Origin of the sequence: Zobellella iuensis, assembly GCF_016746085.1 — a bacterium.
Classification (GTDB): Bacteria; Pseudomonadota; Gammaproteobacteria; order Enterobacterales; family Aeromonadaceae; genus Oceanimonas; species Oceanimonas iuensis.
In genome coordinates, this window is sequence record NZ_JAERTZ010000030.1 from 40510 (window position 1) to 63934 (window position 23425).

Here is a 23425-nt window from a genome sequence, read left to right on the forward strand (position 1 = left end):
GTTATATCGCTCTTTTGAGGGTGACGCGCCTGGGAGCGAACTCCGTTACCGGACTGTACCCAAAGGGTGCGGATTCATCCGCGTCGTTCTCGTCATCCAACACGGGAACTGCCGTGGCCTGCGCCAGGGCCGCCCTGGGCAGGGCATCGGGGCTCTCCAGCGACCGGCGATCGCTGAACAAGTCCTGCCAGGGCAGCCGGCAGATGTGCGCCAGCGCCGCGTCCAGCCCGTCGTTCCGACAGGTAAACAGGAACAGGTAGAGATGGCCATCCAGGATACAGGCCACGTCCCCAAAACGGCTCAGGCTCAGTTGCCCCAGACACTGTTCCACGGTCAGCATGCGCCGGATGGGCAGCTCGAGCAGCTGGTGGCAGATTTCCGTCACCCTGGCCTGGTATAGCTCGTCGACCTGGTGCAAGAACTCCCGGGGGCTGAGCAGGCCTCGAACCCTGGGGGTTCGCAGACGCCGTACCAGGCTTTCAATATCGATACCACTCGTCCTGAACCAGAGCTGCCCTTGTAAGCCGTCGAGCAAAATCAGGAAGTGTTCCGCGGGCGTCCGGCTGGGGATAATCATATTGGCACCGCAGGCCAGCAGCAGCTGCCGCTCGTTATGGCGCAAACAGGCACTCAGTTCACGAACCGCGATTTTCAGGGCCTTGCCGCCGCGGGAACGCGCGGCATGGAGCTGTTGTGCCAACGCCTCGATCTGCCGGTTGTCATCAATGGCCAATACCAGCGTGGCCGCCCTGGCGTCGGCCGCCGCCGACCATAGCGCAGCCGGGGTATCGAATATCACCCAGTTAGGGGACAACTGCGGCAATCCCTCCAGGGCGGTGCGCAGGAGCAGGTAGCGCTCCTTGTCCTCGACCTGGACGAGTTCGGACACGAGCAGGGAAGCATCGCACGCTTCAAAAGTCGTCTGCCGGAGTTCGAGCTTATGGCATTGGGCAAGGTGCATGCCCAGCGCATTGTGCAGATGGTAGAGATGAAAGAAAACATCATCGCCCTGGCGGTAGAGACGGCTCAGGCCACGGACCCGTTGGGCCATCGCCGGCAGCGCCGCGGGCTGCTCCTCCCAGCCTGGGCCATGGCAGACCAAGAGCAGCTTGCTGCGGTGTTTGCCCAACCAGTCGTTGAGCTCCGTGGCCCAGCGCATCACCGCTTCGGTATCGAACGCCCCCCAGGACGCGGCGGGAAGCATGAACAGGATAACCCCGTCGTGCGCGCCGGCCAGCCGTTTGAGCTCGGAGACAAAGTGCCGCAGTGCCAGGGTGATCTGGCCCGCTTCCAGCTCAAACAGCTGCAGTTGCGCCGGACCCGCATGCGAGGCCAGTGGCGCCAACAGCCCCTCTACCGGCATATCGGCACAGATCAGGGTGCAGGGTTGGACGGCCGGCAGCGCTTCCAAGCACTGCCTGGCCAGGATCTCGGCGTCGACGCTATGTTCAACCGCCAGCCAGTACAGGCCATCCTGGCTGAGCAGACGGAGCTCGCGCGGCAAGTGGCGGATTGCCAAAGTTATATTGTTCATTCAAGTCGAAATCCCTATCGACCTTGTGTAAAACTAGTCTAGTAGAATTAGTGAGAAAGTGACGTTTGGCGGCCGATACAATTTAATCCGTGCTTTCTTCGCATTTTGTGCTAACCGCTCTTTTTTGCGCCGCAATAAATACGAGTGAACAAACGGCATATGGCCGGGATAAAATATCAACAACTCCAATAATAAAAGTCAATGAACGGTGAAAAATAACAAAAAAAAGAACATCCAACCAAAACAATCAAATGAGTCTAGTCGCCTTGATAAATGATAATCAGTATCGGCCAACTCCCTGATATATCGGCAGAAGCCTTTCGATAACCGCCCTCGGTTCCGCTACGCAGGCCGGTGCCCAAGCTGTCGACCATTCAACCCGGCTTGGCCGGCTGGGCCGCATACGGCGCGCTCCGTTTCCCATCACCGGAGTCGGTCCGGTAATAAAGCCATGCTACTATGGAGTCGGCACCATCCCCGATCCCCTGAAGGAGTCTTAGTGAAAGCCCATATCCTGCTGACCAGCCGCCTGATCAAGCTGTTCGCCAACATCACCAAGATGCTGTGCTACGGCTTTCATGCCCTCTTCCCCACAATGCGCTTTACCCTGCCGGAACGCTCCGGTGCCCTGCTGCAAGGCAGGGACAGGCCGATACCGCGCATCATCTGGCAGACCAACTTCACCAACAGGGTGACCCTGCCGGTCTACCTCAACTACCTGTTCAACCGGCTGATTTCGCCCACCTTCGAGTACCGCTTTATGATCACCCAAGCGCGGGCCGACTTTATCAGGGCCAATTACCCGGAAGAAATCTTCCGCAGCTATTCCCGGCTGCAGATAGGGGCGGCCCAGGCGGACTTCTGGCGGCTGCTGGTGCTGCAGCAACACGGTGGCGTCTACCTGGATATCGACGCCCACGCGGTCTGGCCACTCGGCTTTATCATCGGGCCTGAGCACGAGGAGCTCTATATCATTCGCCAGGACAACGAGCTCACCAACTACTTTATCGCCAGCCGGCCGGGCAATCCCAACCTGGACAGGCTGATCGCCCAGGTGCTGAAAAATATCCGGGAAAACACCATAGCAGGGGTCTACGACCTGACCGGACCCGGGGTATTCAACCAGGTGCTGGACCACCGGCAGGTGCCCACCACCTTCTACCGCCACACCTGCAACCAGGGCAGCTTTACCAACGAATATTTCCAGTACATCGACAAGCCCCAGGGCAAGTGGACCAAGGAGCAGCACAAGGTGAGCGTGGTCCGCTCGGAAGATGCGGACGAGCAATAAGCAGCTGCGGCTCGCTGTAAATGCACCGTATTGGTGCAGCTTACCGTGCATAATCACTCGGTTTTTACGATGTTTCCGGCAAGTAAAAACTGATAGAGCCGAAGCGGCCACCTGCTCATAATGAAATCTGCGTGGAGGGCACTTCCGCAGCAAGCTATAGTTACTTTTGACTGGCCGTTGTGTTTACAACGGCCATTTTTTTATGCGCCGGCTTCTGGTAAGCTTTGCCGCCCCTGATTCCAGCCGCCATGCTCGGCGCTGGCAGACAACCTCGAACGGGCAGACACTATGGCGCACATCGGTACCTTGTTTATCATTTCCTCCCCCAGCGGCGCGGGCAAATCCAGCCTGATCAAGGCCCTGCTCGAACGCCCCAGTGCCGACGGCCGGCTGCAGGTATCGGTCTCCCACACCACCAGACCCATGCGCCCCGGCGAGGAAGACGGTGTGCACTACCACTTCGTGGACAAGGCCCAGTTCAAGGCCCTGATCGACAGGGGCGCCTTCTACGAATGGGCCGAGGTGTTCGGCAACTACTACGGCACTTCCCGCGAGTGGATCGACGCCCAGCTGGCCCAGGGCATCGACATCCTGCTGGACATCGACTGGCAGGGCGCCCGCCAGATCCGGGAACAGTCACCCAGCGCCAAGTCCATCTTTATTCTGCCGCCCAGTCGGGAAGAACTGGAGCGCCGGCTCAACGCCCGCCAGCAGGACAGCGCCGAAGTGATCAGGGGCCGCATGGAGAAGGCGGTGTCGGAAATGTCCCATTACAGCGAATACGATTACCTGCTGGTCAACGACACCTTCGAGCACGCGTTGAACCAGCTCAGCGCCATTATCGAGGCCGAGCGCGCCAACACCGGCAAGCAGGCGGTCCGTTACCGGGACTTGCTTTCCCGGCTACTGGCGGAATAAGCTAAGATCCATTAGAATTTTGCACCTTTTTTAATCATTGGAGTCCATTATGGCACGCGTTACTGTTGAAGATGCTGTTGAGCAGGTAGGCAACCGCTTTGATCTGGTTCTGGTCGCCGCCCGTCGCGCCCGCCAACTGGCCACCCAGGGCAAAGAGCCGCTGGTCGATGCAGAAAACGACAAACCCACGGTGGTGGCCCTGCGTGAAATCGAGGAAGGCCTGGTCAACCATGCGGTAATGGACGTGCAGGACCGCCAGGAACAACAGGAACTGGAAGCCGCCGAGCTGGCCGCCGTGGCCGCCATCGCCGAAGGCCGCAGCTAAGCATCGGCCTTGCCCTCAGGCCCGCGCCGGCGGGCCCGTTCCCGGCCTGAGCGGGCCTCACCTCTGAACTGTGTAAACGGCGTTGACTGTCGGGGTATAGATAGATTGTATCTGTTTGAATCACTCAAGGAGCTTGCCACCAGCTATCTGCCGGCCGAGCAGGTAGAGCAGCTGAAAGCCGCCTATGTGGTGGCCCGAGATGCCCACCAGGGCCAGACCCGTTCCAGCGGCGAACCCTACATCACCCATCCGGTGGCGGTGGCCCGCATTCTCGGCGAGATGCATCTGGATCACGAAACCCTGATGGCCGCCCTGCTGCACGACGTGATCGAAGACACCCCGGTCACCAAGGAGCTGCTCGAACGGCAGTTCGGCAAGCCGGTTGCCGACCTGGTGGAAGGGGTGTCCAAGCTCGACAAGCTCAAGTTCCGGGATCGCAAGGAAGCCCAGACCGAAAACTTCCGCAAGATGGTGCTGGCCATGACCCAGGACATCAGGGTCATCCTGATCAAGCTGGCCGACCGTACCCACAACATGCGCACCCTGGGCGCCCTGCGCCCCGACAAGCGCCGCCGCATCGCCCGGGAAACCCTGGAAATCTACGCCCCCATCGCCAACCGCCTCGGCATTCACAGCATCAAGAACGAGCTGGAAGAGCTGGGCCTGGAAGCCCTCTACCCCATGCGCACCCGGGTATTGCGCGAGTCGGTGCGCCGGGCCCGGGGCAACCGGCGTGAGATCATCCAGTCCATCCTGGAAGAAATCAGCGGCCGCCTGGACGACGCCCGCATCGAGGCCTGGGTCCGGGGCCGGGAGAAAAACCTGTTCTCCATCTACAAGAAGATGGTGAAGAAGGAGCTGCAGTTCCATGAGGTGATGGACATCTACGCCTTTCGCGTGATCGTGAAGGACATCGACACCTGTTATCGGGTACTGGGCCAGATGCACACCCTGTACAAGCCGCGTCCCGGCCGCTTCAAGGACTACATCGCCATTCCCAAGACCAACGGCTACCAGTCGCTGCACACCTCCCTGGTGGGGCCGCACGGGGTGCCGGTGGAAGTGCAGATCCGCACCGAATACATGGATCAGATGGCCGACAAGGGGGTGGCGGCCCACTGGGCCTACAAGCAGGACGGCGAAAGCTCCGGTACCACCGCCCAGGTACGGGCCCAGCGCTGGATGCAGAGCCTGCTGGAGCTGCAGCAAAGCGCCGGCTCCTCCTTCGAGTTTATCGAAGGGGTCAAGACCGACCTCTTCCCCGATGAAATCTACGTGTTCACCCCGGAAGGGCGCATCCTGGAGCTGCCCTCCGGCGCCACCCCGGTCGACTTCGCCTACGCAGTGCACACCGATATCGGCCACGCCTGCGTGGGCGCCCGGGTAGACCGCCAGCCCTTTCCGCTCAGCCAGCCGCTGCATTCGGGCCAGACGGTGGAGATCATCACCGCCCCCAGCGCCCGCCCCAACGCGGCCTGGCTCAACTTCGTGGTCACTTCCCGCGCCCGCACCAAAATTCGGCAGTTCCTCAAGAACCTGCGCACCGAAGAATCGGTGCTGCTGGGCAAGCGGCTGCTCAACCACGCCCTGGGCGCCAAGAACCTGGAAGACATTCCGGCCGAGCGCGTCGCCCAGGTACTGAAGGACACCAAGCACGGCTCCCTCAACAACCTGCTGGCCGACATCGGCCTGGGCAACGCCATGAGCGTGGTGGTGGCGCGCCGGCTGCTGGGCAAGCTGGACGAGATCCCCGCCGAGCGCAACAGGGCGGCGAAGAAGATGCCGATCCGCGGCGCCGACGACATGCTGCTCAACTTCGCCAACTGCTGTCGCCCCATTCCCGGCGATCCCATCGTCGCCCACATCAGCCCGGGCAAGGGCCTGGTGGTGCACCTGGAGTCGTGCAAAAACATCCGCGGCTACAGCAAGGAGCCGGACAAGTACCTGCCGGTGCAGTGGGATCTGGAGCAGGACTTCGACTTCGAATTCAAGACCGAGATCGGCATCGAGATCATCAACCACCAGGGGGCCCTGGCCGAACTGGCCAATGTGATCGCCGCCACCGGTGCCAATATCCACAGCATCAGCACCGAAGAAAAGGACGGCCGGGTCTATGTGGTGGAACTGCTGATCACCACCAAGAGCCGTATCCACCTGGCCAACATCATGCGCAAAATCCGGGTGACCCCCAACGTGCTCAAGGTCTATCGCCAGCGCAACTAGGGTGGCGGCTTGATCAAATAACGACATTTTATCTCCCGGGTTTTGGCGGTACACTGCGGTGCACCTGTCACCATCCATGTACCGCCTCGGAGCCTGTATGCCCGCTCGCCTGCTCTTGCTCGGGATCTGCCTGTTTATGAATGTCGCCACCGCCGCCACGCCAAACCTGACCACCGAAGCCGAGCTGAACCGGCTGGGCCTGGATGGCCTGCAAGCCTTCTGGCGTACACACGCGGTCGAAGGCCACTTCAACACCGGCGACGGCCTGCGCCTGCCCTACGCCAAGCTGGTGAAGGGGGAGCACGGCAAGGCGGTGATCCTGGTCAACGGCCGCACCGAGGCCTACCTCAAATACCAGGAGCTGGCGCGGGATCTGTTCGGCAACGGCTACAACGTCTATCTCTACGATCACCGGGGCCAGGGCCTGGCGCCGCGACTGCTGACCGATCCCCTGATGGGCTACGTGGGCGATTTCAACGACTATGTGCAGGATCTGGAGCAGTTCGTGCAGCAACAGGTGCTGCCGGAGCAGCCGCAGCACCTCTATCTGCTGGCCCATTCCATGGGCGGCACCGTCTCCGCCCTCTGGCTGGCGGAAACCCGGGTGAAGCTGGAGGCGGCGGTGCTCTCCTCCCCCATGATGGGCATCTTCCTCGGCCCCATGCCGCGCTGGCTGGCCGACGCCCTGGTGGCGGTGCTGGACACCGGCTGCCGCTGGCTGGGCAAGACGGTCTGCTATGCGCCGGGCCAGGGGGATTACATGGAGGTGGCCTTCGCCGACAACGATCTGACCCACAGCGAAACCCGTTACCGGCTGTTCCGCGAGCTGTACCGGCAACAACCGGCCCTGCAGCTGGGCGGGGCCAGCCTGCAATGGCTGCGGCAGGGACTGATGGCGGGAGACGACGCCATTGCCAAGGCCGACCGCATCACCACACCGCTGCTGGTCCTGCAGGCCGGCGCCGACGTGGTGGTCGACAACGAAGCGCAGCGGGCCTTCTGCCAGGCCCAGGGATCCTGCCGGGACGACAATCCCCTGGTGATCGAGGGCGCGGCCCACGAGCTCTTTATCGAGCAGGACCCGCTGCGCCGGCAAGCACTGGAAGCTGCACTGTCGTTCTTCGAACAACATTCCTGAACGGATAGCCCGTTCTCAGCCCACAGGACAGTCTATGTACAACGTGATAGTGTCGGATCTCGACGGTACCCTGCTCAACAGCCATCACCAGGTTTCCGACTACACCCGGGAGGTGCTGCACCAGTTGGTGGCCCGGGATATCGAATTCATCGTCGCCACCGGCCGCCATTACGTGGACGTGCGCTCCATCCGCGACAAGCTGGGGCTGAACGTCAGCCTGATCACCAGCAACGGCGCCATGGTGCACAACCCGGACGACAAGCTTATCTACAACCAGACCATTCCCGCCGAGATGGTGGAGGATCTGGTCGGCCGCTTCCGCCTGCCCGGGGTGCACCTCAACGTGTACCGGGGCGAGCACTGGCTGGTGGAGGAAGAAATGCCGGGCATGCTCGACTTCAGCCCCGACAGCGACTTCCGCTACCGGCTCACCGATCTGCGCGCCACCGCCAAGCAGGGGGTGGAAAAGGTGTTCTACGCCGGCGATCACCAGCAGTTGCTGAAAATGGAAGAACTGCTGCTGGACCACTTCGGCGACCGGCTCAACATCACCTTTTCCCTGCCCCAGTGCCTGGAGGTGATGCACGGCGAGGTCAACAAGGGCTCGGCGGTGGCTTCGCTGATGGGCCTCAAGGGCGTGCCCCTGCAGCGGGTGATCGCCTTCGGCGACGGCATGAACGACTACGAGATGCTGTCCGGCGTGGGCCGCGGCGTGGTCATGGCCAACGCCCACTCCCGGCTGCAGGACGCCCTGCCCCGCCACGAACGCGCCCTGAGCGCCGACGAAGACGGCGTGGCCCGTTACCTGGCCGGGCTGTTCGGGCTCTGACTCAGGCCATCGCCAGTATCGCCCGCCACTGCGCCGGGGTGACCGGCATCACCGACAGCCGGCTGCCCTTCTGCACCAGCGGCATCCCGGCCAGGGCCGGGTTGGCCTTCAGCGCCGCCAGCGGCAGCAACGGCAGGCGCCGCTCGAAGGCCAGCTCCACCGCATACCAGCTGGGCTGGTCCGGATTGGATTTGGCGTCGAAATAGCCACTGTCGGGATCGAAGGCGAAGGGATCGGGAAAGCCGGCCCGCACCACCCGGCCGATGCCGGCGATGCCCACCTGCTTGCAGCTGGAATGGTAGATAAACACTTCGTCACCTTCCTGTACCTGGTCACGCAGGAAGTTGCGCGCCTGGTAGTTGCGCACCCCTTCCCAGATGGTATTGGCCCGGGCCAGATCGTCGATGGAAAAGGTGTCGGGCTCGGTCTTGAACAGCCAGTAGGCCATGGTGCTCCCTCGTCATTTATTTGTGCCGCATGCTGGCGGCCCTTGCCGCGCTATGGCAACCTTGTGGGTTGAAAATAGTGACCCTTCACGGAGAAATACGCAATGTACAAACCGCTGTGGCTCGGCCTGGCGCTGGCCCTTACCGCCTGTGGCGGCACCCCGCCGCCCCCGCCGCCCGCCCCCGAGCCCACCCCGGTGGTGGAAGCCGAGCCCGAGCCGCAACCCTTTGAAAACGGCGTGATCAGCGTGCCGGTCAGCCCGGTGCTGGAAGTGCCCGGGAGCTGGTGATCATGGAACGCTACATCGGCATCATGTCCGGCACCAGCCTGGACGGCATCGACGCCGTGCTGGTCGAGACCGACGGCGAACGAGTCCGCCTGCTTGAACGCACCACGGCCCCCTTCGAGCCCGGGCTGCGCGGCCGGCTGCTGGCCCTGGCCGGCGGCGGCGCCGTCACCGCCCTGGAATGGGGCCGGCTCGATGCCGAACTGGGCCGGGCCTATGCCGATGTGGTACTGCAACTGCTGGCGGCATCCGGCCGGCAGGCCGCCGACATCAGCGCCATCGGCTGCCACGGCCAGACCGTCTGGCACCAGCCCGGCGGCCCCCTGCCCTTCTCCCTGCAACTGGGCGACGGCAACCGGCTGGCGGCCGAAACCGGCATCACCACCATCAACGATTTCCGCCGCAAGGACATGGCCCTGGGCGGCCAGGGCGCGCCCCTGGTGCCCGCCTTCCACCGGCAGGTGCTGGGCGGTACCGACCGGGCGCGGCTGGTGGTGAACATCGGCGGCATCGCCAATATCACGGTGCTGGCGCCCGAGGCGCCGGTGCTGGGCTACGATGTCGGCCCCGGCAACATGCTGCTGGATCTCTGGTGCCGGCGCCACACCGGCGCGCCCTTCGACCGGGACGCCGCCCTGGCCCGCCGCGGCCGGGTGCTGCCCGCGCTGTTGTCGCGCTTGATGGCCGAGCCCTGGCTGGCCCTGCCCGCGCCCAAGAGCACCGGGCGGGAGCTGTTCAACGAACACTGGCTGGACCGGCAGCTCACCGGCGACGAGGCGGTGGCCGACGTGCAGGCCACCCTGGCCGAGTTCACCGCCACCGCCATCGCCCGCGAGGCGCAACAGTGGCCGGCGGGCGAACTGCTGGTGTGCGGCGGCGGCGGCCACAATCCCCTGCTGCTGGAACGCCTCGCCGCCCTGCTGCCCGGCTGGCGGGTGGACACCACCAACGCCGCCGGGGTGGACATGGACGCCATGGAGGCCATGGCCTTCGCCTGGCTGGCCCACCAGACCCTGCACGGCCTGGCCGGCAACCTGCCGGCGGTGACCGGCGCCCGCCGCCCCGCCATACTGGGCGCCATCCACCCGCCCGGCTGAACCCGAAGGTATCCCCATGCACCACCACGACCTGCTCAATGACCTGGCCCGGCTGGCCTCGGAAGGCCGCAACCCGGACACCCTGGATATCGATCTCAAAAGCACCCTCGATATCGTCACCACCATCAACGCCCAGGACCAACGGGTGCCGGAGGCAGTGGCCCGGGTGCTGCCCGAGATCGCCGCCGCCGTGGACCTCATCGTCGCGGCGCTGCGCCGGGGCGGGCGCCTGGTCTACCTGGGCGCCGGCACCAGCGGCCGGCTGGGGGTGCTGGATGCGTCCGAATGCCCGCCCACCTTCAGCGTGCCGGCGGGCATGGTGGTGGGGCTTATCGCCGGCGGCGAGGCGGCCATGTTCCGCGCCCAGGAGGGGGCGGAAGACGACGCCGCCCGGGGCGAGCAGGATCTGCGGGACATCGATCTCTCCGACAAGGACGTGCTGGTGGGCATCGCCGCCAGCGGCCGCACCCCCTATGTGCTCGGCGGCCTGCGCTACGCCCGTGCCCTGGGCGCCGGCACCGTGGCGCTGGCGTGCAATCCGGGGTCGGCCATCGGCCGGGAGGCGGCCATCGCCATCGAGCCCGAGGTAGGGCCCGAGGTGATCACCGGCTCCACCCGGCTCAAGTCCGGCACCGCCCAGAAACTGGTGCTCAATATGCTGAGCACCGCCAGCATGATCCGCCTGGGCAAGGTGTACCAGAACCTGATGGTGGATGTGAACGCCAGCAACAAGAAGCTCGAGGCCAGGGCCATCCGCATCGTGATGCAGGCCACCGGCACGGACGAGGCCACCGCCGCCCGGGCGCTGGAGCACGCCGACCGGGAGGTCAAGCTGGCGATACTGATGCTGCTGTCGGGGCTGGGCAAGGCCGAGGCACGGGCCCGGCTGCAACGGGGCCAGGGCGTGCTGCGCCGGGCGCTGGAGGGTTAGGGCCCACCGGAGGACTCGTCGTCGTCCTGGGCCAGGCGGGCGCGCAGCTTTTCTTCCCGGCGGCGGTACCAGTGGGCCTTGAACGCCGTCCACCAGTCGTGGGACAGCTCGCCGCCGTAGGCTTCCAGCAGGGCGATCACCCGATCCAGGGTCAACACGGCGGCGTCGTAGTCGATATCCAGCCAGTGCTTGCGTACCACCACCTTGACCACCCCCGGCTCGGCGCCGAACACCTCCGCCAGCTGCTCTATCTGCAACTGGTTCATATGGTCGAGCTTGAGATGCCGCCGGACCAGGGCGACTTCGTCCTGGCCGTCGGTGGGTGAAGTGGTCATACGCTGCTCCTGTGCCCTGTCTTTATTTTAGTTCCGATCTGCCAAGAGCCAGTCAAACGCAAAGCACGAGCAAAAGCAAGGCCGCCCGCCCGTTGCAAAGCGGCGCCGGCTGCGCCACCATAATGCGGAATCCATTTCCAAAAATTGAGAGGTACAGATGGACGCCACCGTCACACTCAGGGCCATGGCCGGCCAGCCGGCCATAGAGCTGCCCGCCATCGGCCAGGGCACCTGGTATATGGGCGAAGGCCTGGCCCCGCGGCAGGACGAGGTCCGGGCCCTGCAGCAGGGGCTGGAGCTGGGGCTGACCCTTATCGACACCGCCGAGATGTATGCCGACGGCGGTGCCGAGGAAGTGGTGGGCCAGGCGCTGAAGGGCCGCCGGGAGCAGGCCTTCCTGGTGTCCAAGGTCTACCCCTGGAACGCCGGCCGGCAGAGCGCGATCCAGGCCTGCGAGCGCAGCCTAAAACGCCTGGGCACCGACCACCTGGATCTCTACCTGCTGCACTGGCCGGGCAGCGTGCCCCTCGACGAAACCCTGGAGGCCTTCGCGCGGCTGCAAGCGCAGGGCAAGATCCGGCGCTTCGGGGTGTCCAACTTCGATCTGGATGAGATGCGGGAACTGGCGTCCCTGCCCAGCGGCGAGCGCTGCGCGGTCAACCAGGTGCTCTACCACCTGGGCTCCCGGGGCATAGAGCATTCGCTGCTGCCCTGGCAGCGCCAGCAGGGGCTGCCGACCATGGCCTACTGCCCCCTGGCCCAGGGCGGCCGGCTGCGCCGGGAACTGCTCGGCCACCCGGAGCTGCAGGCCCTGGCCGCCGAGCTCGGCGCCACCCCGGCCCAACTGCTGCTGGCCTGGGCCATCCGCCCGGTGAACGGCCGCCGCGACGTCATCGCCATCCCCAAGGCGGTGCAGCCCGAGCATGTGCAACAGAACGCCGGGGCCCTGCACCTGCGGCTGGGCGACGAGGTCCTGGCCCGGCTGGACGCCGCCTTTCCGCCGCCCCGGCACAAGGAGCCGCTGGATATCGTTTAATACGGCGACCGGGCCATCCCGTGACGGTGTGAGCCCGGCCTGGCGACGGCCCCACATAACAACGATTCCTCCCCCGCTAGCGCACTACCCGGGAAGGCATCGTCATTATTATTGATGAAGAGCCACGGCCCGACTTCGGGTGTCCTTGCCCGGTAAACATGAGTCCACACTGACCCGGCTCAGCCTATACCCGGCAAGCCACCCGTTCAGGCGGTGCTCCCGCCTCTCAGGGGTCCCTGGTAAGGGGCAGCGCCGGCCTTCCGGCTTCGCTCGACGAATGTCTGCAGATAGTGCTGGTATTCGTTCAGCACGTCATGCACCACCTGCAGCCGGGTGTAACCGTTGAGGTTCTGCCCTGCCCCGTTTTCGGTCAGGAACACGTCGAGCCGCAGGTAATAGTCGTCATCCGCGGGCAGGAAACTCGGCGGCGGCACACGCCGCGGGCGGATACCGTAGACAAAGCTGGGCGCCCCCTCGAAGTCAACCTGCAAGACCGGGCAACGCAGTGAGGAATCCTTTACCTCCTGTTCGATAATGTGGGCCGGATGGCCGCGACTCGTCAGCTCTTCAGCCAGTTCGACCAGGGCCGGTCGAATGGCGTGGCGCAGCGTGGCTTCCGCCCCGCTCAGGGTCAGGCCATCCAGGGTTCGATCCAGCCGCTCGCGCCAGTCGCTGGCGACCACCTGCTGGCGGGCTTCGGCCTTGCCGGCTTCGAGTTTCAGCGAACGATACATGGCGAACATGGTCAGGAAGATCACCACCGAAAACGGCAAGGCGGTGATCACCACTGCGCTCTGCAGGGTACGCAGTCCGCCGGCGAGCAGCAGGGCAAGGGTAATAAGGCCGATGAGCGCCGCCCAGAATATTCGCAGCCGGGCGGGCGCGTCGTGGTTCACGTCGCGCAACACATAGGTGAAGTTGGACAGCACCAGGGCGCCGGAGTCGGCCGAAGTGACGAAGAAGACGATGCTCAACAGCAGCACCAGGCTGGCGGTAAGGCCGACCCAGGGCAGTTGCTCGAGGAAGGTGTAGATGGTGGCCGGCGGCCTGTTCAGGGCCTGCTCCCCCAACTCGACCAGCCCCTGCTCGACCATGTCGATACCGCTGTTGCCGAATACGGACATCATCACCATCACGAAAATCAGCGGAATAAACAGGGCACCGGCGACGAATTCACGGATGGTGCGACCGCGGGAGATGCGCGCCAGGAACAGGCCGACGAAGGGCGCCCAGGCTATCCACCAGCCCCAGAAGAACACCGTCCAGCCGCTGAACCAGCCCTGGGCCTCGGGCGTGTAGGCATAGGTATCGAAGCTCTTGCCGACCAGGGCGGTCATGTAGTCGCCGGTATTCATCACCAGGGCATTGAGCAGCTTGAGGGTATCGCCCTGGATCAACACGAACAGTACCAGGCCGGCGACCAGCAGCAGGTTGAGCTCCGACAGCCGGCGAATGCCCCGCCCGACGCCGCTGACCACCGACAGGGTTGCCAGGGTCACCACCAGCACGATCAGCATGATCTGGGCGGGCAGCCCTTCCGGTATGCCGAACAGGTAGGTCAGGCCATAGTTCATCTGCATCACGCCGATGCCGAGCGCGGTGGCGATGCCGAACACCGTGGCCAGCACGGCGGTGATGTCCACGGCATCGCCGATGGGACCATAGATGCGCTTGCCCAGCAACGGATAGAGGGTCGAGCGAATCGCCAGCGGCAATTGATGGCGATAACTGAAATAGGCCAGGGCCATGCCCATCAGCACGTAGAGCCCCCATCCCGATATGCCCCAGTGCATAAAGGTCTGCACTATGGCCCGGCGCTGGGCCTCGGGGCTTCCTCCCTCGCCGAGCGGCGGATTCAGGTAGTGGGTCAGCGGCTCGGAAATCACGAAGAACAGGATGGCGCCGCCGAGTCCGGCGGCGAACAGCATGGCCGACCATGACAGCAACGAAAACTCCGGTCGCGAGTCATCGGGGCCGAGGCGGATCTTGCCGAAGCGCGAAACGCCGATCATCACCACGAACACCAGATAGGCGGCAACCGCCAGCATGTAGTACCAACCGAAGGTGTTACCTATCCAGTCCAGCCCGGCATTGAAAAAGGCCGTGGCGTGATCGGTGAAGGCGATCGCATAGATCAGAAAGACCAGAATACCGGCCACCGAACCGTGAAAAACGCTCCGGTTCAGGCAGTTACTCTGCTCATGTACAACTGTTTTGTATAGCATGGGAAATCCCTCTCAGATTCCTATCGTCACTGGCCTGCCATGGCAATCATCGCCATCGACCAGGTGGGCTCGTTGTAAACGGGCCATGACGCCGGGTTTGGTCCAAACCAAGTACAGTTTCCCACCCCGGCCATGGCAACGTCTGGCCTGGTGCCGGAGCAGATGGATACCGCTCAAGTCGATAAAGTTGATGCCCGCCGCCAGGATCACCAGATTCGGTTGGTCGCAACGCTCGAGTCGTTGGGCAACCGAGTCACAGGCGCCGAAAAACAGCGAACCGTCGATCCGGACGACATTACAGCTTGGCTCCTCCAGGGCCTGCTGAATTTCCAGGGGGGCGGCTGAAAGCATGCATTCCACCACCGGCGGCCGGGTGGTACGACGCAGGTAGAGTACCAACGAGGCCAGCACGCCGAAGTAAATGGCAAACTCCAGCGCCAACAACAGGGTGCTGAAGAAGGTGATATGCAACACCGCCGTTTCCGAACGGCTGGTGAACAACGCTTCGCGGATCCCCTTGCGGTCGACCAGCCTTGCGGCCACCAGCAGCAACATGCCGGCCATGGCCGGCATCGGCACATGATGCAGCAAGGGTGCGGCCAGCAGCATGATGGGCACCAGGAACAGCGCGGACAGCACCGCCGCCAATGGCGAGCCGGCCCCGGCGCTGGCATTGAGCCCAGAACGGGTGAACGACCCCGAGGAGACATAACCGGAAAAAAAGGCGCCACCTATGTTGGACAACCCCTGCCCGATAAACTCCTGATTACTGTTCAGCCGCTCGCCCGCACGCAGGGCGAAAGCCCGCGCTATCGCCGTGGCCTCGACCAGTCCCAGCAACCCCAGGGCGATGGCGCCGGGGACCAGCGACCGTAGCGAATCGGGTGAAAAATCCGGCATCGAGAGCGGCGGCAGCCCCGCCGGTACCGCGGCGATACGCGGGATCACGGCGTGCTGTGGATCCAGCCCGACGGCCAGCAGCGAGGCGGCCACCAGTACCAGCAGCATGCCCGGCCAGCGCGGCAGCCAGCGCTGGAATGCCAGGCAGGCCGCGATCGTGAAGCCGGCGATAAGCACGGCGTCGAACCGAACGTCGCCCAGTCGCGGCCAGAGCTCGAGAACACCGACGCGCTCCTCGAACACCAGCCCCAACGCATGGGGAAGCTGGCTGATGGCGATGATCAGGGCGGCACCGGCGGTGAAGCCCATCACCACCGAATGCGAGACGAGATTGACCAGCGCCCCCAGCCGCGCCAGGCCCAGCAGCAGCTGGAAGAGCCCGGCGAGAAAGGTCAGCGTCAGCGCCAGGATGATGAAGTCACCGCTGCCCGCCTCGGCAAAGGGCTGCAAGGTGGCGAACAGGGCGATCGACAGCGCCGCCGTCGGCCCGCTGATCATCTGCCGCGATGAACCGAACAGGGCGGCCAACACGGCCGGGACCATGGCGGTGTAGAGGCCGTACTGGGGCGGCAGCCCGGCCAGCAAGGCATAGGCCACCCCCTGGGGCACGACCAGCACCGCACCGGTCAGGCCGGCGATGGCATCACCGCGCAGCGAGCGCGAGGTCTGCTGCGGCAGCCAGCCGAGAAACGGCAACCAGCGCTGCAGCCTGGTCGGTGCCCGGCGGGTGTGGGTCGGCGAGGTCATCATGGCCGGTCGGAAGACACAACAGGGAAGCGCGCACGTCGTTCCAGATCGTCCAGATCGATGATGTTGCGCATGTACTGGATGCTGGCATCGAACACCGGCTGGTGATCCCAGGCCGTAACCTTGCCCTTCATCAGAGAGCGAGCGACCAGCTTGCGGCGCCGCTGGCTGGCGATCACATCATGATACAGCCGCCCATAGTCCCAACGGCTTGCCATTTCATTGCGGAACTCCTGGCACAATCCCTGGTGGGCGGGATCCGCGGCCAGGTTGTTGAGCTCCAGCGGATCGGCCGCGAGGTCGAACAACTGGTCGGGATCCGGCGCGGTGTGGACAAACTTGTAGCGTCCACGGCGGATCATCAGCAAGGGAGCGATGGCGCCTTCGCCGAGGTATTCCCCGATCACCTCGTCGTGGCCGCCGTTGCCGGTCAGGTGCGGCAGCAGGCTGCGACCGTCGATGGGAGCGGCGTATTCCGGCGCGACACCGTCGCGGGCGAGTTCGACAAAGGTGGGCAGCAGATCCATGGTCGACACCGACTCGGCAACGCGCCGAGGGGCGAAACGACCGGGAGCGTGGACCAGCATCGGCACCCGGGCCGAGTCCTCGAACCAGCTCATCTTGTACCAGAGGCCGCGCTCGCCGAGCATGTCGCCGTGGTCGCCGGAGAAGACGATGATGGTATCCTCCTCCAGGCCGCATTCCTTCAGCGTGGCCAGTACCTCGCCGATGCGATCGTCCACGTAGCTGATGGCGCCGTAGTAGGCATGGCGGGCGTTGCGGATCTGCTCGTCACCGAGGGTTTCCTCATTGAGCTGGTAAACATGGCGCAGCCGCTCGGAATGGGGATCCGACAGCGCCCGTGAATAAGGCACCCGGGGCATGTCGATGTCGTCGTGGGAGTAACGGTCCCAGTACTGCTGCGGGATGGTATAGGGATCGTGCGGGTGGGTCAGCGACACCGTCAGGCAAAAAGGCCGCCGCTCGCCGTTGCGTACGTAATCGTAGAGAAAGCGCCTGGCGCGAAATGTGACCTCGTCATCGAAGTCGAGCTGGTTGGAGCGCACGCAGGGGCCGGCCTGGGTGACCGAGGACATGTTGTGGTAGTAGCTCGGGCGGGTCTCGAAGTCTTCCCAATCGACCACCCAGCCGTAATCCGCCGGGTAGATATCGGTGGTCAGGCGCTCCTCGAAACCATGCAACTGATCCGGTCCGCAGAAATGCATCTTGCCGGAGAGGGCGGTGGTGTAGCCGGCATCGCGCAGGTAGTGGGCGAAGGTCGGGGTATCGGCCGCAAAATCGGCGGCGTTGTCGTAGCCGCCGATACGCGACGGCAGTTGGCCGGACATCAGGGTAAAGCGCGACGGCGCACACAGCGGGCTGTTGCAGTAGGCCGAATCGAAGACCACCCCCTCGGCCGCCAGACGCGACAGGTGCGGCGTCTTGACCAGCGGGTGGCCGTAAATGGGCAGGGCCGAAGCCGTCATCTGGTCGGCCATCAGAAACAGGATATTGGGTTGCTTGGCGGTCACGCAGGGATCCTCCCGGGATAGTTACGACGATAGGTGTCGGGTCCTGCCGTCAGTCTCCCTCCTGCTTCCGGGGTCTGTAAACTCGTTGATTTTTTATGCCTGTCATTAGCAGTGCTAATGTCGCACCGGGGTAAGACAGGGTCGCTCATTGGGTAACAAGCTGCTATTACTGCTTATACACTCGAAAGTCACCAGAAGGCCATTAGCCGGGTTAATGCCTAAGCCGGGCCTGTCCGCCGCTGACCCTCTGCGTGCCTATTCATGGAGCGATCAGGATGGTGACCTTGCTGGGCCGGGCGGTCTCGCCCAACAGTTTGCGCGTCTTCGAGACGGCGGCCCGTCATTTGAGCTTTACCCTGGCGGCACGGGAGCTGCGCTCGACCCAGTCGGCCGTCAGCCAGCATATCCGCACCCTGGAAGAACAGCTGGGCCAGCCACTGTTCGAGCGCATTTATCGCGGCGTCCGGCTGACCGAGGCGGGACAGGCCCTGTTTCTCAGCGTTCAGGACGGGTTCGCCACCATAGAGCGGACCCTGACGGCGCTGCTGCACCAGAACCAGCATCCCAGGGTCAATATCCTGACCGACTTCTCGTTCGCGGCGTACTGGCTGATGCCCAGGCTGCCGTCGTTCCGCCGGCAATATCCCCATATCGATGTGCGCATCATGACCAGCCAGGGGCCGCCCGACTGGCAGGACAGGGAGGTGGATGTCGCCATCGTGTTTTGCGACGAGCGGGCCCTGGCGTCGGTCCCGCTATTGTTTCCCGAAGAGGTCTTTCCGGTCTGCAGCCCCGGCTTCCTGCAACAACACGGCCCCCTGGACGATCTCGCGCGGCTCACTGAGACCCCCCTGCTGGCGCTGGATACCCAGGGGCAACGCTGGCTGGACTGGGTCGAGTATTTCCGGCTGCGGGGCGGCACCGGCTACCTCGGCACCCCCGAACTGACGTTCAACAACTACACCCTGCTGATCCAGGCGGCCATCGCCGGGCAAGGGGTCGGCATGGGCTGGAAGGGCCTGGCCGACCACCTGCTCGAGGGCGGCATGCTGGTCGGGCTGGAGTCACTGAGCCTGCGGACGCGGCGGGGCTACGGCCTGATCGACGTCCGGCCCGAGGTGACCGGCGAGGCCAAGCGCGTACTACTGGAGTGGATACTGTCCTGCTCCGCCGAGGCAAAAGCGTCGCCGCCTGCCTGAACACCAGCCGTCAAGGCGATTGGCCGCCAGCGCCGTCACACCACCTGGCCGGCGCACCAGCCGGAGCTCCAGGCCCACTGGAAGTTGTAACCGCCCAGCCAGCCGGTGACGTCCATCACCTCGCCCACGAAATAGAGGTTCGGCACCTTGGTGGCCATCATGGTCTTGGAGGAGAGTTCGTGGGTGTCCACCCCGCCCAGGGTCACCTCGGCGGTGCGGTAACCCTCGGTGCCGCCGGGCTTCAGCGACCAGGCCGTCAGCCTCTCCTCTATCGCCGCCAGCTCCCTCGGGGTGTATTGCTTGAGCGGCTTGTTCACCAGCCCTTCCCGCGTCAGCAGCGCCTCCACCAGCCGTTTGGGCAGCTGGCGGCCGAGCCAGGTCTTCAGTTCCTGGTTGGGGCTGTCCGCCACTCCCTCGGCCAGCCGGCCGGCGGGCAGCAGCTCGAAGCACACCCGCTCGCCGGGTTGCCAGTAGGAGGAGATCTGCAGCACCGCCGGGCCGGACAGCCCCCTGTGGGTGAACAGCAGATTTTCGGCGAAACGGGTGCCATCCTCGCTCTCGGCCACCACCGGCAGGCTCACCCCGGCCAGGGGCTCCAGGCTTGCCTTGTCTTCCGGCTGCAGAGTAAAGGGCACCAGGCCGGCCCGGGTGGGCAGCACCCGCAAGCCGAACTGCTCCGCCAGCCGGTAGCCGAAGGGGGAGGCGCCGATCTTGGGCATGGACAGGCCGCCGGTGGCCACCACCAGGGAATGGCAGCTGTAAGCCTCGCCGTGGGTAGCTACCATAAAGCCCTCGCCCAGCCGGTCCACTTCCATGATCTCGGCCCGCAGGCGAATGCTGACGCCGGCCTGTTCGCACTCTTTCACCAGCATATCGACGATGTTCTGTGCCGAATCGTCGCAGAACAGCTGGCCCAGGGTCTTTTCGTGGAAGGCGATACGGTGCTTGTCCACCAGGGCGATAAAGTCCCACTGGGTATAGCGGGCCAGGGCCGACTTGACGAAATGGGGGTTGGCGCAGAGAAACGCCTTGGGCTCCACCTGGTAGTTGGTGAAGTTGCAACGGCCACCGCCGGACATCAGTATCTTGCGGCCGATGCGCTTGCCGTGATCCAGCACCAGCACCCGCCGCCCCCGCTTGCCCGCCTCGGCGGCACACATCAGGCCGGCGGCGCCGGCGCCGATCACAATCACATCCCAGGCCTGCATGGGCTTCCCCTCTCGTCGACACAAAGGCGCTATTCTAGCGCCCCGGTCCCGCCCCCGCTATCACGGCGCCGGGCTCGACGCTATAATCCGTTCCCATGAGCGACCTGGCCGACCTTTTCGACACCCTGAGCACCCTGCTGCACCGCACCCGCGGCGACTGGCAGCGCTATCCCTTTGCCTGCGATACCCTGCCCTGGCCGGAACTCGCCCCCCTGCTCGAAGAGCTGGACGAGGCCCGGCTGGAGGCGCTGGAGGCCGATCCGGCCGCCGCCCTGGCCTGCCTGGCCGAGTGGCGGCCGGACGCCGTCACCCTCAACCGGCCGCGGCTCCCGGCGCTGGAACGGGCCGCCGACTACGCCACCCCGCGCTGGAGCAACGGTATCCCCGGGCGGAAATGGGCGCAGATCAAGGATTTTGCCGCCAATATCAGCGGAAATCATCCCATACTGGAGTGGTGCGCCGGCAAGGGCCACCTCGGCCGGCTGCTGGCCCAGCAGTCGGCGCGGCCGGTCACCAGCCTGGAATGGAACCCGGACCTGTGCCGCCAGGGCGAGCAGCTGGCCGAGCGGCTCGGGCTCGAGCACCGCTTTGTCTGCGCCGATGCCCTGGCCGAGGCCGCCGCCGGCCTCTTCGCTGCCGAGCAGCAGGCCCTGGCCCTGCACGCCTGCGGCGAGCTGCACCTGCGCTTTTTGCGCCATGCCGCCGCCGCCGGCACCCGGGAACTGGCGCTCTCCCCCTGCTGCTACCACCTGATCGAGGGCGAGCGCTACCGGCCGCTGTCCGCCGCCGGCCGGGCCCGGGATCTCGGGCTGGACCGCCAGGATCTGCGGCTGCCGCTGCAGCAGCAGGTGACCGGCGGCGAACGGGTGCGCCGGCTGCGCCGCATCGAGCTGAGCTGGCGCCTGGCCTTCGACGAGCTGCAACGGGCGCTGAGGGGGCAAAATGAATACCTGCCGCTGCCCTCCTTCCCCAAGCAGCTGCTGAGCGGCGATTTCGCCGACTTCGCCCGCTGGGCCTGCGGGCAGAAGGGGCTCCCCGCCCCCGCCATCATCGACGGTACCCACTGGCTGGCCCGGGCCGAGCCGCGCCGGCTGATGGTCCAGCGCATCGAGCTGGTGCGCCACCTCTACCGCTACCCGCTGGAGCTGTGGCTGCTGCTGGACCGGGCCCTGTTCCTGGAAGAGCAGGGCTACCGGGTGCGCCTGGGCACCTTTACCGAACCGGCCAACAGCCCCCGCCGTTATTTGATCCAGGCCAGCCGGGACTGAAATAGCGCCCCGGCCGTCTTGTCCCGGCCGCCGGTCCTGGCCTATGCTGCTGGCATCAGGCGCGATGCGAAATTCCCGCCCGGCTCACGGTTTAACGGCTAATGGATTGATAGACTTGGGAAAAAAGGAGAAGTGCCATGACAGAACCCTATCAGTACAAACACATACTGGCGGCGGTCGACATGACCGAGAAAAACCGCAAGGTGATCGCCAAGGCGGTGGATCGCGCCCGCGCCAACCAGGCCAAGTTGTCCGTCATCCACGTGGATGTGGATCTCAAGGATCTCTACACCGAGATGATCGACATCGATATCGACAATATCCAGGATCAGGTGGTGGCCGACGCCAAGCAGCGGCTGGAGGAATACCTGGGCGATCTGGGCTATCCCATCGAGAAAAAGCTGGTGATCTGCGGCGATCTGGCGCTGAAAGTGAACGAGGCGGTGGAGCAGAACCAGATCGACCTGCTGGTCTGCGGCCACGAGCAAAGCTTCTGGAGCCTGCTCACCTCCTCCGCCCGCCAACTGATGAACACCGTGCCCTGCGACATGCTGGTGGTGCCCCTGCCCAAGGAATAAGCCCCGAGGGCCGGCACAGCGGCCCTCACTCCACCCGGCACAAGCTCTCCCCCACCTCCCGCAACAGTTGCCGGAACCAGACCAGCGCCGGATCGAACTCGGTCAGCGGATGCTGGGCCAGCATATAGGTGCTGTACAGCGGCTCATCCAGGCGGTGGCTCTGCAACGGGTGGTAATGGCAGAAATCCCGGGCGATCAGCTCCGGCACCATGGCCAGGTAACGGCCGGTGGCCAGCAGCTTGGGCAACGCCTCGAAGCTCGGCACCCAGACCGCGATATGGCGCTCCAGCCCCTTGTCCTTCAGCCAGTGCTCCACCAGTGTCTGGTTGTGGCCCCAGGTGGAGGTGGACACATGGCTCCAGGCCACCAGTTCGGCGGCCGACAACACCCCGGGCAGGTCGCTGCCCCGTGCCGACAGGCACACCATGGGGTTGTCGAACCAGGGCTCGCACAGCAGCCGCGGGGACAGGTGGCCGGCGCCGGCAAAGCCCACCACCAGATCCAGGCCGCCCCGGGCCAGGCTATCTTCGTAGTCGGAGTCGACCAGCTCGCTGATGGCCAGCCGGCAGGCCGGCGCCCGCCGGTGCAGCAGCTCCACCAGCTGGGGCACGGCGCCGTGTTCGATGGAGGACGGCACCGCCAGACGAAAGGTGCGGGTGGAGGAATCGGGCTCGAACCCCGCCGACTGGCGTACCCCCTGCTCCAACAAGGCCAGGGCCTGGCGCACCGGCGCCGCCAGCGCCTGGGCCCGGCCCGTGGGCCGCATCTCCTTGCGGGTCATCACGAACAGGGGATCGCCCAGGGCCAGCCGCAGCCGGGCCAGGGCATGGCTGACGGTGGACTGGGACAGGTTCAGCTGCTCCGCCGCCCGGGTCACGTTGCGGCTTTGCATCAGCACATCGAACACCCGCAGCAGGTTCAGATCCAGCCGTTGATAGAGGTTATCCATCGATATTTACCATACGTCCATGGTGATAATTCATTTCTGACATAGATTATCTGACCATAGAATGTGCGCCACAGACAAGTTAATCGTCGGCGTGGTGGAGTTGTTTCATCCGGCGGCCTGGCCGAACAGGGTTCTGGGCATGGTGGCATCATGGGGGGTACTGCCTGTCTGTCGTGATACCGGGGTTATTCGAGGTAATGCCGGTATGGCGACAAAAACGGAATGTTCGGGGTCGGGCGGCACGGGTTGCCACGCTGACAACCTTTTCGGGCGCTATGCCCACTAGTTCTGCGTGTGGTGTTAAACCACTTTGTTTGGGGACGTCATTCTCTCCTTTATGACAAACCTGATGTTGGTCCCGGGCCGGTGCATTGCGCCGGCTTTTTTTATGGGCCCGCGGCTGGATCGGCCCCCGGCTTTGCGCCATCA

Annotated in this window: 21 protein-coding genes; 13 read left to right on the forward strand and 8 right to left on the reverse strand. The window is 64.6% G+C overall.

Going from position 1 to position 23425, the window contains the following annotated elements:
- Nucleotide 1: 1 nt before the first annotated feature.
- Entirely contained in the window at nt 2-1534 is a 1533-nt protein-coding gene (locus tag JKV55_RS17230; protein ID WP_202088106.1) for a BcsE family c-di-GMP-binding protein, read from the reverse strand.
- Nucleotides 1535-2033: 499 nt separating this feature from the next.
- Between JKV55_RS17230 and JKV55_RS17235 the strand changes: the two genes are divergently transcribed.
- The 6 genes from JKV55_RS17235 (at nt 2034) to JKV55_RS17260 (ending at nt 8258) form a co-directional block, all read left to right on the forward strand.
- Complete coding sequence (locus JKV55_RS17235; RefSeq protein ID WP_202088107.1) at nt 2034-2825, forward strand: glycosyltransferase family 32 protein; 792 nt, start codon at nt 2034-2036, stop codon at nt 2823-2825.
- 288 nt (nt 2826-3113) lie between these two features.
- Complete coding sequence (gene gmk, locus JKV55_RS17240) at nt 3114-3743, forward strand: guanylate kinase (protein ID WP_202088108.1); 630 nt, start codon at nt 3114-3116, stop codon at nt 3741-3743.
- Nucleotides 3744-3792: 49 nt separating this feature from the next.
- The gene (gene rpoZ / locus JKV55_RS17245; RefSeq protein ID WP_202088109.1) at nt 3793-4068 is read left to right on the forward strand and encodes a DNA-directed RNA polymerase subunit omega; all 276 of its coding nucleotides are present in this window, start codon (nt 3793-3795) and stop codon (nt 4066-4068) included.
- Nucleotides 4069-4173: 105 nt separating this feature from the next.
- Nucleotides 4174-6291 carry a bifunctional GTP diphosphokinase/guanosine-3',5'-bis pyrophosphate 3'-pyrophosphohydrolase gene (gene spoT / locus JKV55_RS17250; protein ID WP_202088110.1) on the forward strand — a complete coding sequence of 706 codons (2118 nt, stop codon included), beginning with the start codon at nt 4174-4176 and terminating at the stop codon, nt 6289-6291.
- A gap of 97 nt (nt 6292-6388) precedes the next feature.
- Entirely contained in the window at nt 6389-7429 is a 1041-nt protein-coding gene (locus JKV55_RS17255; protein WP_202088111.1) for an alpha/beta fold hydrolase, read from the forward strand.
- A 34-nt stretch (nt 7430-7463) separates the two neighbouring features.
- Nucleotides 7464-8258, forward strand: coding sequence for a Cof-type HAD-IIB family hydrolase (locus tag JKV55_RS17260; protein ID WP_202088112.1), 795 nt, complete (start codon nt 7464-7466; stop codon nt 8256-8258).
- 1 nt (nt 8259) lies between these two features.
- Here JKV55_RS17260 and JKV55_RS17265 read toward each other — a convergent pair whose 3' ends face one another.
- Complete coding sequence (locus tag JKV55_RS17265) at nt 8260-8706, reverse strand: EVE domain-containing protein (RefSeq protein WP_202088113.1); 447 nt, start codon at nt 8704-8706, stop codon at nt 8260-8262.
- Nucleotides 8707-8808: 102 nt separating this feature from the next.
- Here JKV55_RS17265 and JKV55_RS17270 point away from each other — a divergent pair, with 102 nt between their 5' ends.
- Genes JKV55_RS17270 through murQ form a run of 3 tightly spaced genes read left to right on the forward strand, consistent with a single transcriptional unit; the run spans nt 8809 to nt 11019 of the window.
- Complete coding sequence (locus JKV55_RS17270) at nt 8809-8994, forward strand: hypothetical protein (RefSeq protein ID WP_202088114.1); 186 nt, start codon at nt 8809-8811, stop codon at nt 8992-8994.
- Nucleotides 8994-10088 carry an anhydro-N-acetylmuramic acid kinase gene (locus tag JKV55_RS17275; protein ID WP_202088159.1) on the forward strand — a complete coding sequence of 365 codons (1095 nt, stop codon included), beginning with the start codon at nt 8994-8996 and terminating at the stop codon, nt 10086-10088. The genes JKV55_RS17270 and JKV55_RS17275 overlap by 1 nt, the downstream gene beginning before the upstream one ends.
- Before the next feature lie 16 nt (nt 10089-10104).
- Nucleotides 10105-11019 carry an N-acetylmuramic acid 6-phosphate etherase gene (gene murQ, locus JKV55_RS17280; RefSeq protein WP_237332972.1) on the forward strand — a complete coding sequence of 305 codons (915 nt, stop codon included), beginning with the start codon at nt 10105-10107 and terminating at the stop codon, nt 11017-11019.
- Here murQ and JKV55_RS17285 read toward each other — a convergent pair.
- A complete protein-coding gene (locus JKV55_RS17285) occupies nt 11016-11354 on the reverse strand; it encodes a hypothetical protein (protein ID WP_202088115.1) in 339 nt (112 codons plus the stop codon). The two genes, murQ and JKV55_RS17285, sit on opposite strands and share 4 nt — an antisense overlap.
- A gap of 157 nt (nt 11355-11511) precedes the next feature.
- On the opposite strand from JKV55_RS17285, the gene JKV55_RS17290 reads away from it, so the two are divergent.
- Nucleotides 11512-12390, forward strand: a complete 879-nt coding sequence (locus tag JKV55_RS17290; protein WP_202088116.1) for an aldo/keto reductase — start codon at nt 11512-11514, stop codon at nt 12388-12390.
- Between the two features lie 206 nt (nt 12391-12596).
- Here JKV55_RS17290 and betT read toward each other — a convergent pair whose 3' ends face one another.
- Genes betT through betC form a run of 3 tightly spaced genes read right to left on the reverse strand, consistent with a single transcriptional unit; the run spans nt 12597 to nt 17794 of the window.
- Nucleotides 12597-14615 carry a choline BCCT transporter BetT gene (gene betT / locus JKV55_RS17295; protein WP_202088117.1) on the reverse strand — a complete coding sequence of 673 codons (2019 nt, stop codon included), beginning with the start codon at nt 14613-14615 and terminating at the stop codon, nt 12597-12599.
- A gap of 12 nt (nt 14616-14627) precedes the next feature.
- Nucleotides 14628-16265: a SulP family inorganic anion transporter gene (locus JKV55_RS17300; RefSeq protein WP_202088118.1), complete on the reverse strand. Its 1638-nt coding sequence runs from the start codon at nt 16263-16265 to the stop codon at nt 14628-14630.
- Nucleotides 16262-17794 (reverse strand): choline-sulfatase, encoded by a 1533-nt coding sequence (gene betC / locus JKV55_RS17305; protein ID WP_202088119.1) that lies wholly within the window; start codon nt 17792-17794, stop codon nt 16262-16264. Before betC ends, JKV55_RS17300 begins: the two co-directional genes overlap by 4 nt.
- Before the next feature lie 275 nt (nt 17795-18069).
- On the opposite strand from betC, the gene JKV55_RS17310 reads away from it, so the two are divergent.
- The gene (locus JKV55_RS17310) at nt 18070-18993 is read left to right on the forward strand and encodes a LysR substrate-binding domain-containing protein (protein WP_202088120.1); all 924 of its coding nucleotides are present in this window, start codon (nt 18070-18072) and stop codon (nt 18991-18993) included.
- A 35-nt stretch (nt 18994-19028) separates the two neighbouring features.
- Here the strand turns inward: JKV55_RS17310 and JKV55_RS17315 are convergent, their stop codons facing one another.
- A complete protein-coding gene (locus tag JKV55_RS17315) occupies nt 19029-20201 on the reverse strand; it encodes a BaiN/RdsA family NAD(P)/FAD-dependent oxidoreductase (protein ID WP_202088121.1) in 1173 nt (390 codons plus the stop codon).
- Nucleotides 20202-20296: 95 nt separating this feature from the next.
- On the opposite strand from JKV55_RS17315, the gene JKV55_RS17320 reads away from it, so the two are divergent.
- Together JKV55_RS17320 and JKV55_RS17325 are read left to right on the forward strand one after the other, a co-directional pair.
- On the forward strand, nt 20297-21469 hold the full coding sequence (locus JKV55_RS17320; RefSeq protein ID WP_202088122.1) for a methyltransferase: 1173 nt from the start codon (nt 20297-20299) through the stop codon (nt 21467-21469).
- 137 nt (nt 21470-21606) lie between these two features.
- Entirely contained in the window at nt 21607-22047 is a 441-nt protein-coding gene (locus tag JKV55_RS17325; RefSeq protein ID WP_094041396.1) for a universal stress protein, read from the forward strand.
- Between the two features lie 25 nt (nt 22048-22072).
- On the opposite strand, the gene JKV55_RS17330 is transcribed toward JKV55_RS17325, so the two are convergent.
- On the reverse strand, nt 22073-22996 hold the full coding sequence (locus JKV55_RS17330) for a LysR family transcriptional regulator (protein ID WP_202088123.1): 924 nt from the start codon (nt 22994-22996) through the stop codon (nt 22073-22075).
- Nucleotides 22997-23425: the final 429 nt, after the last annotated feature.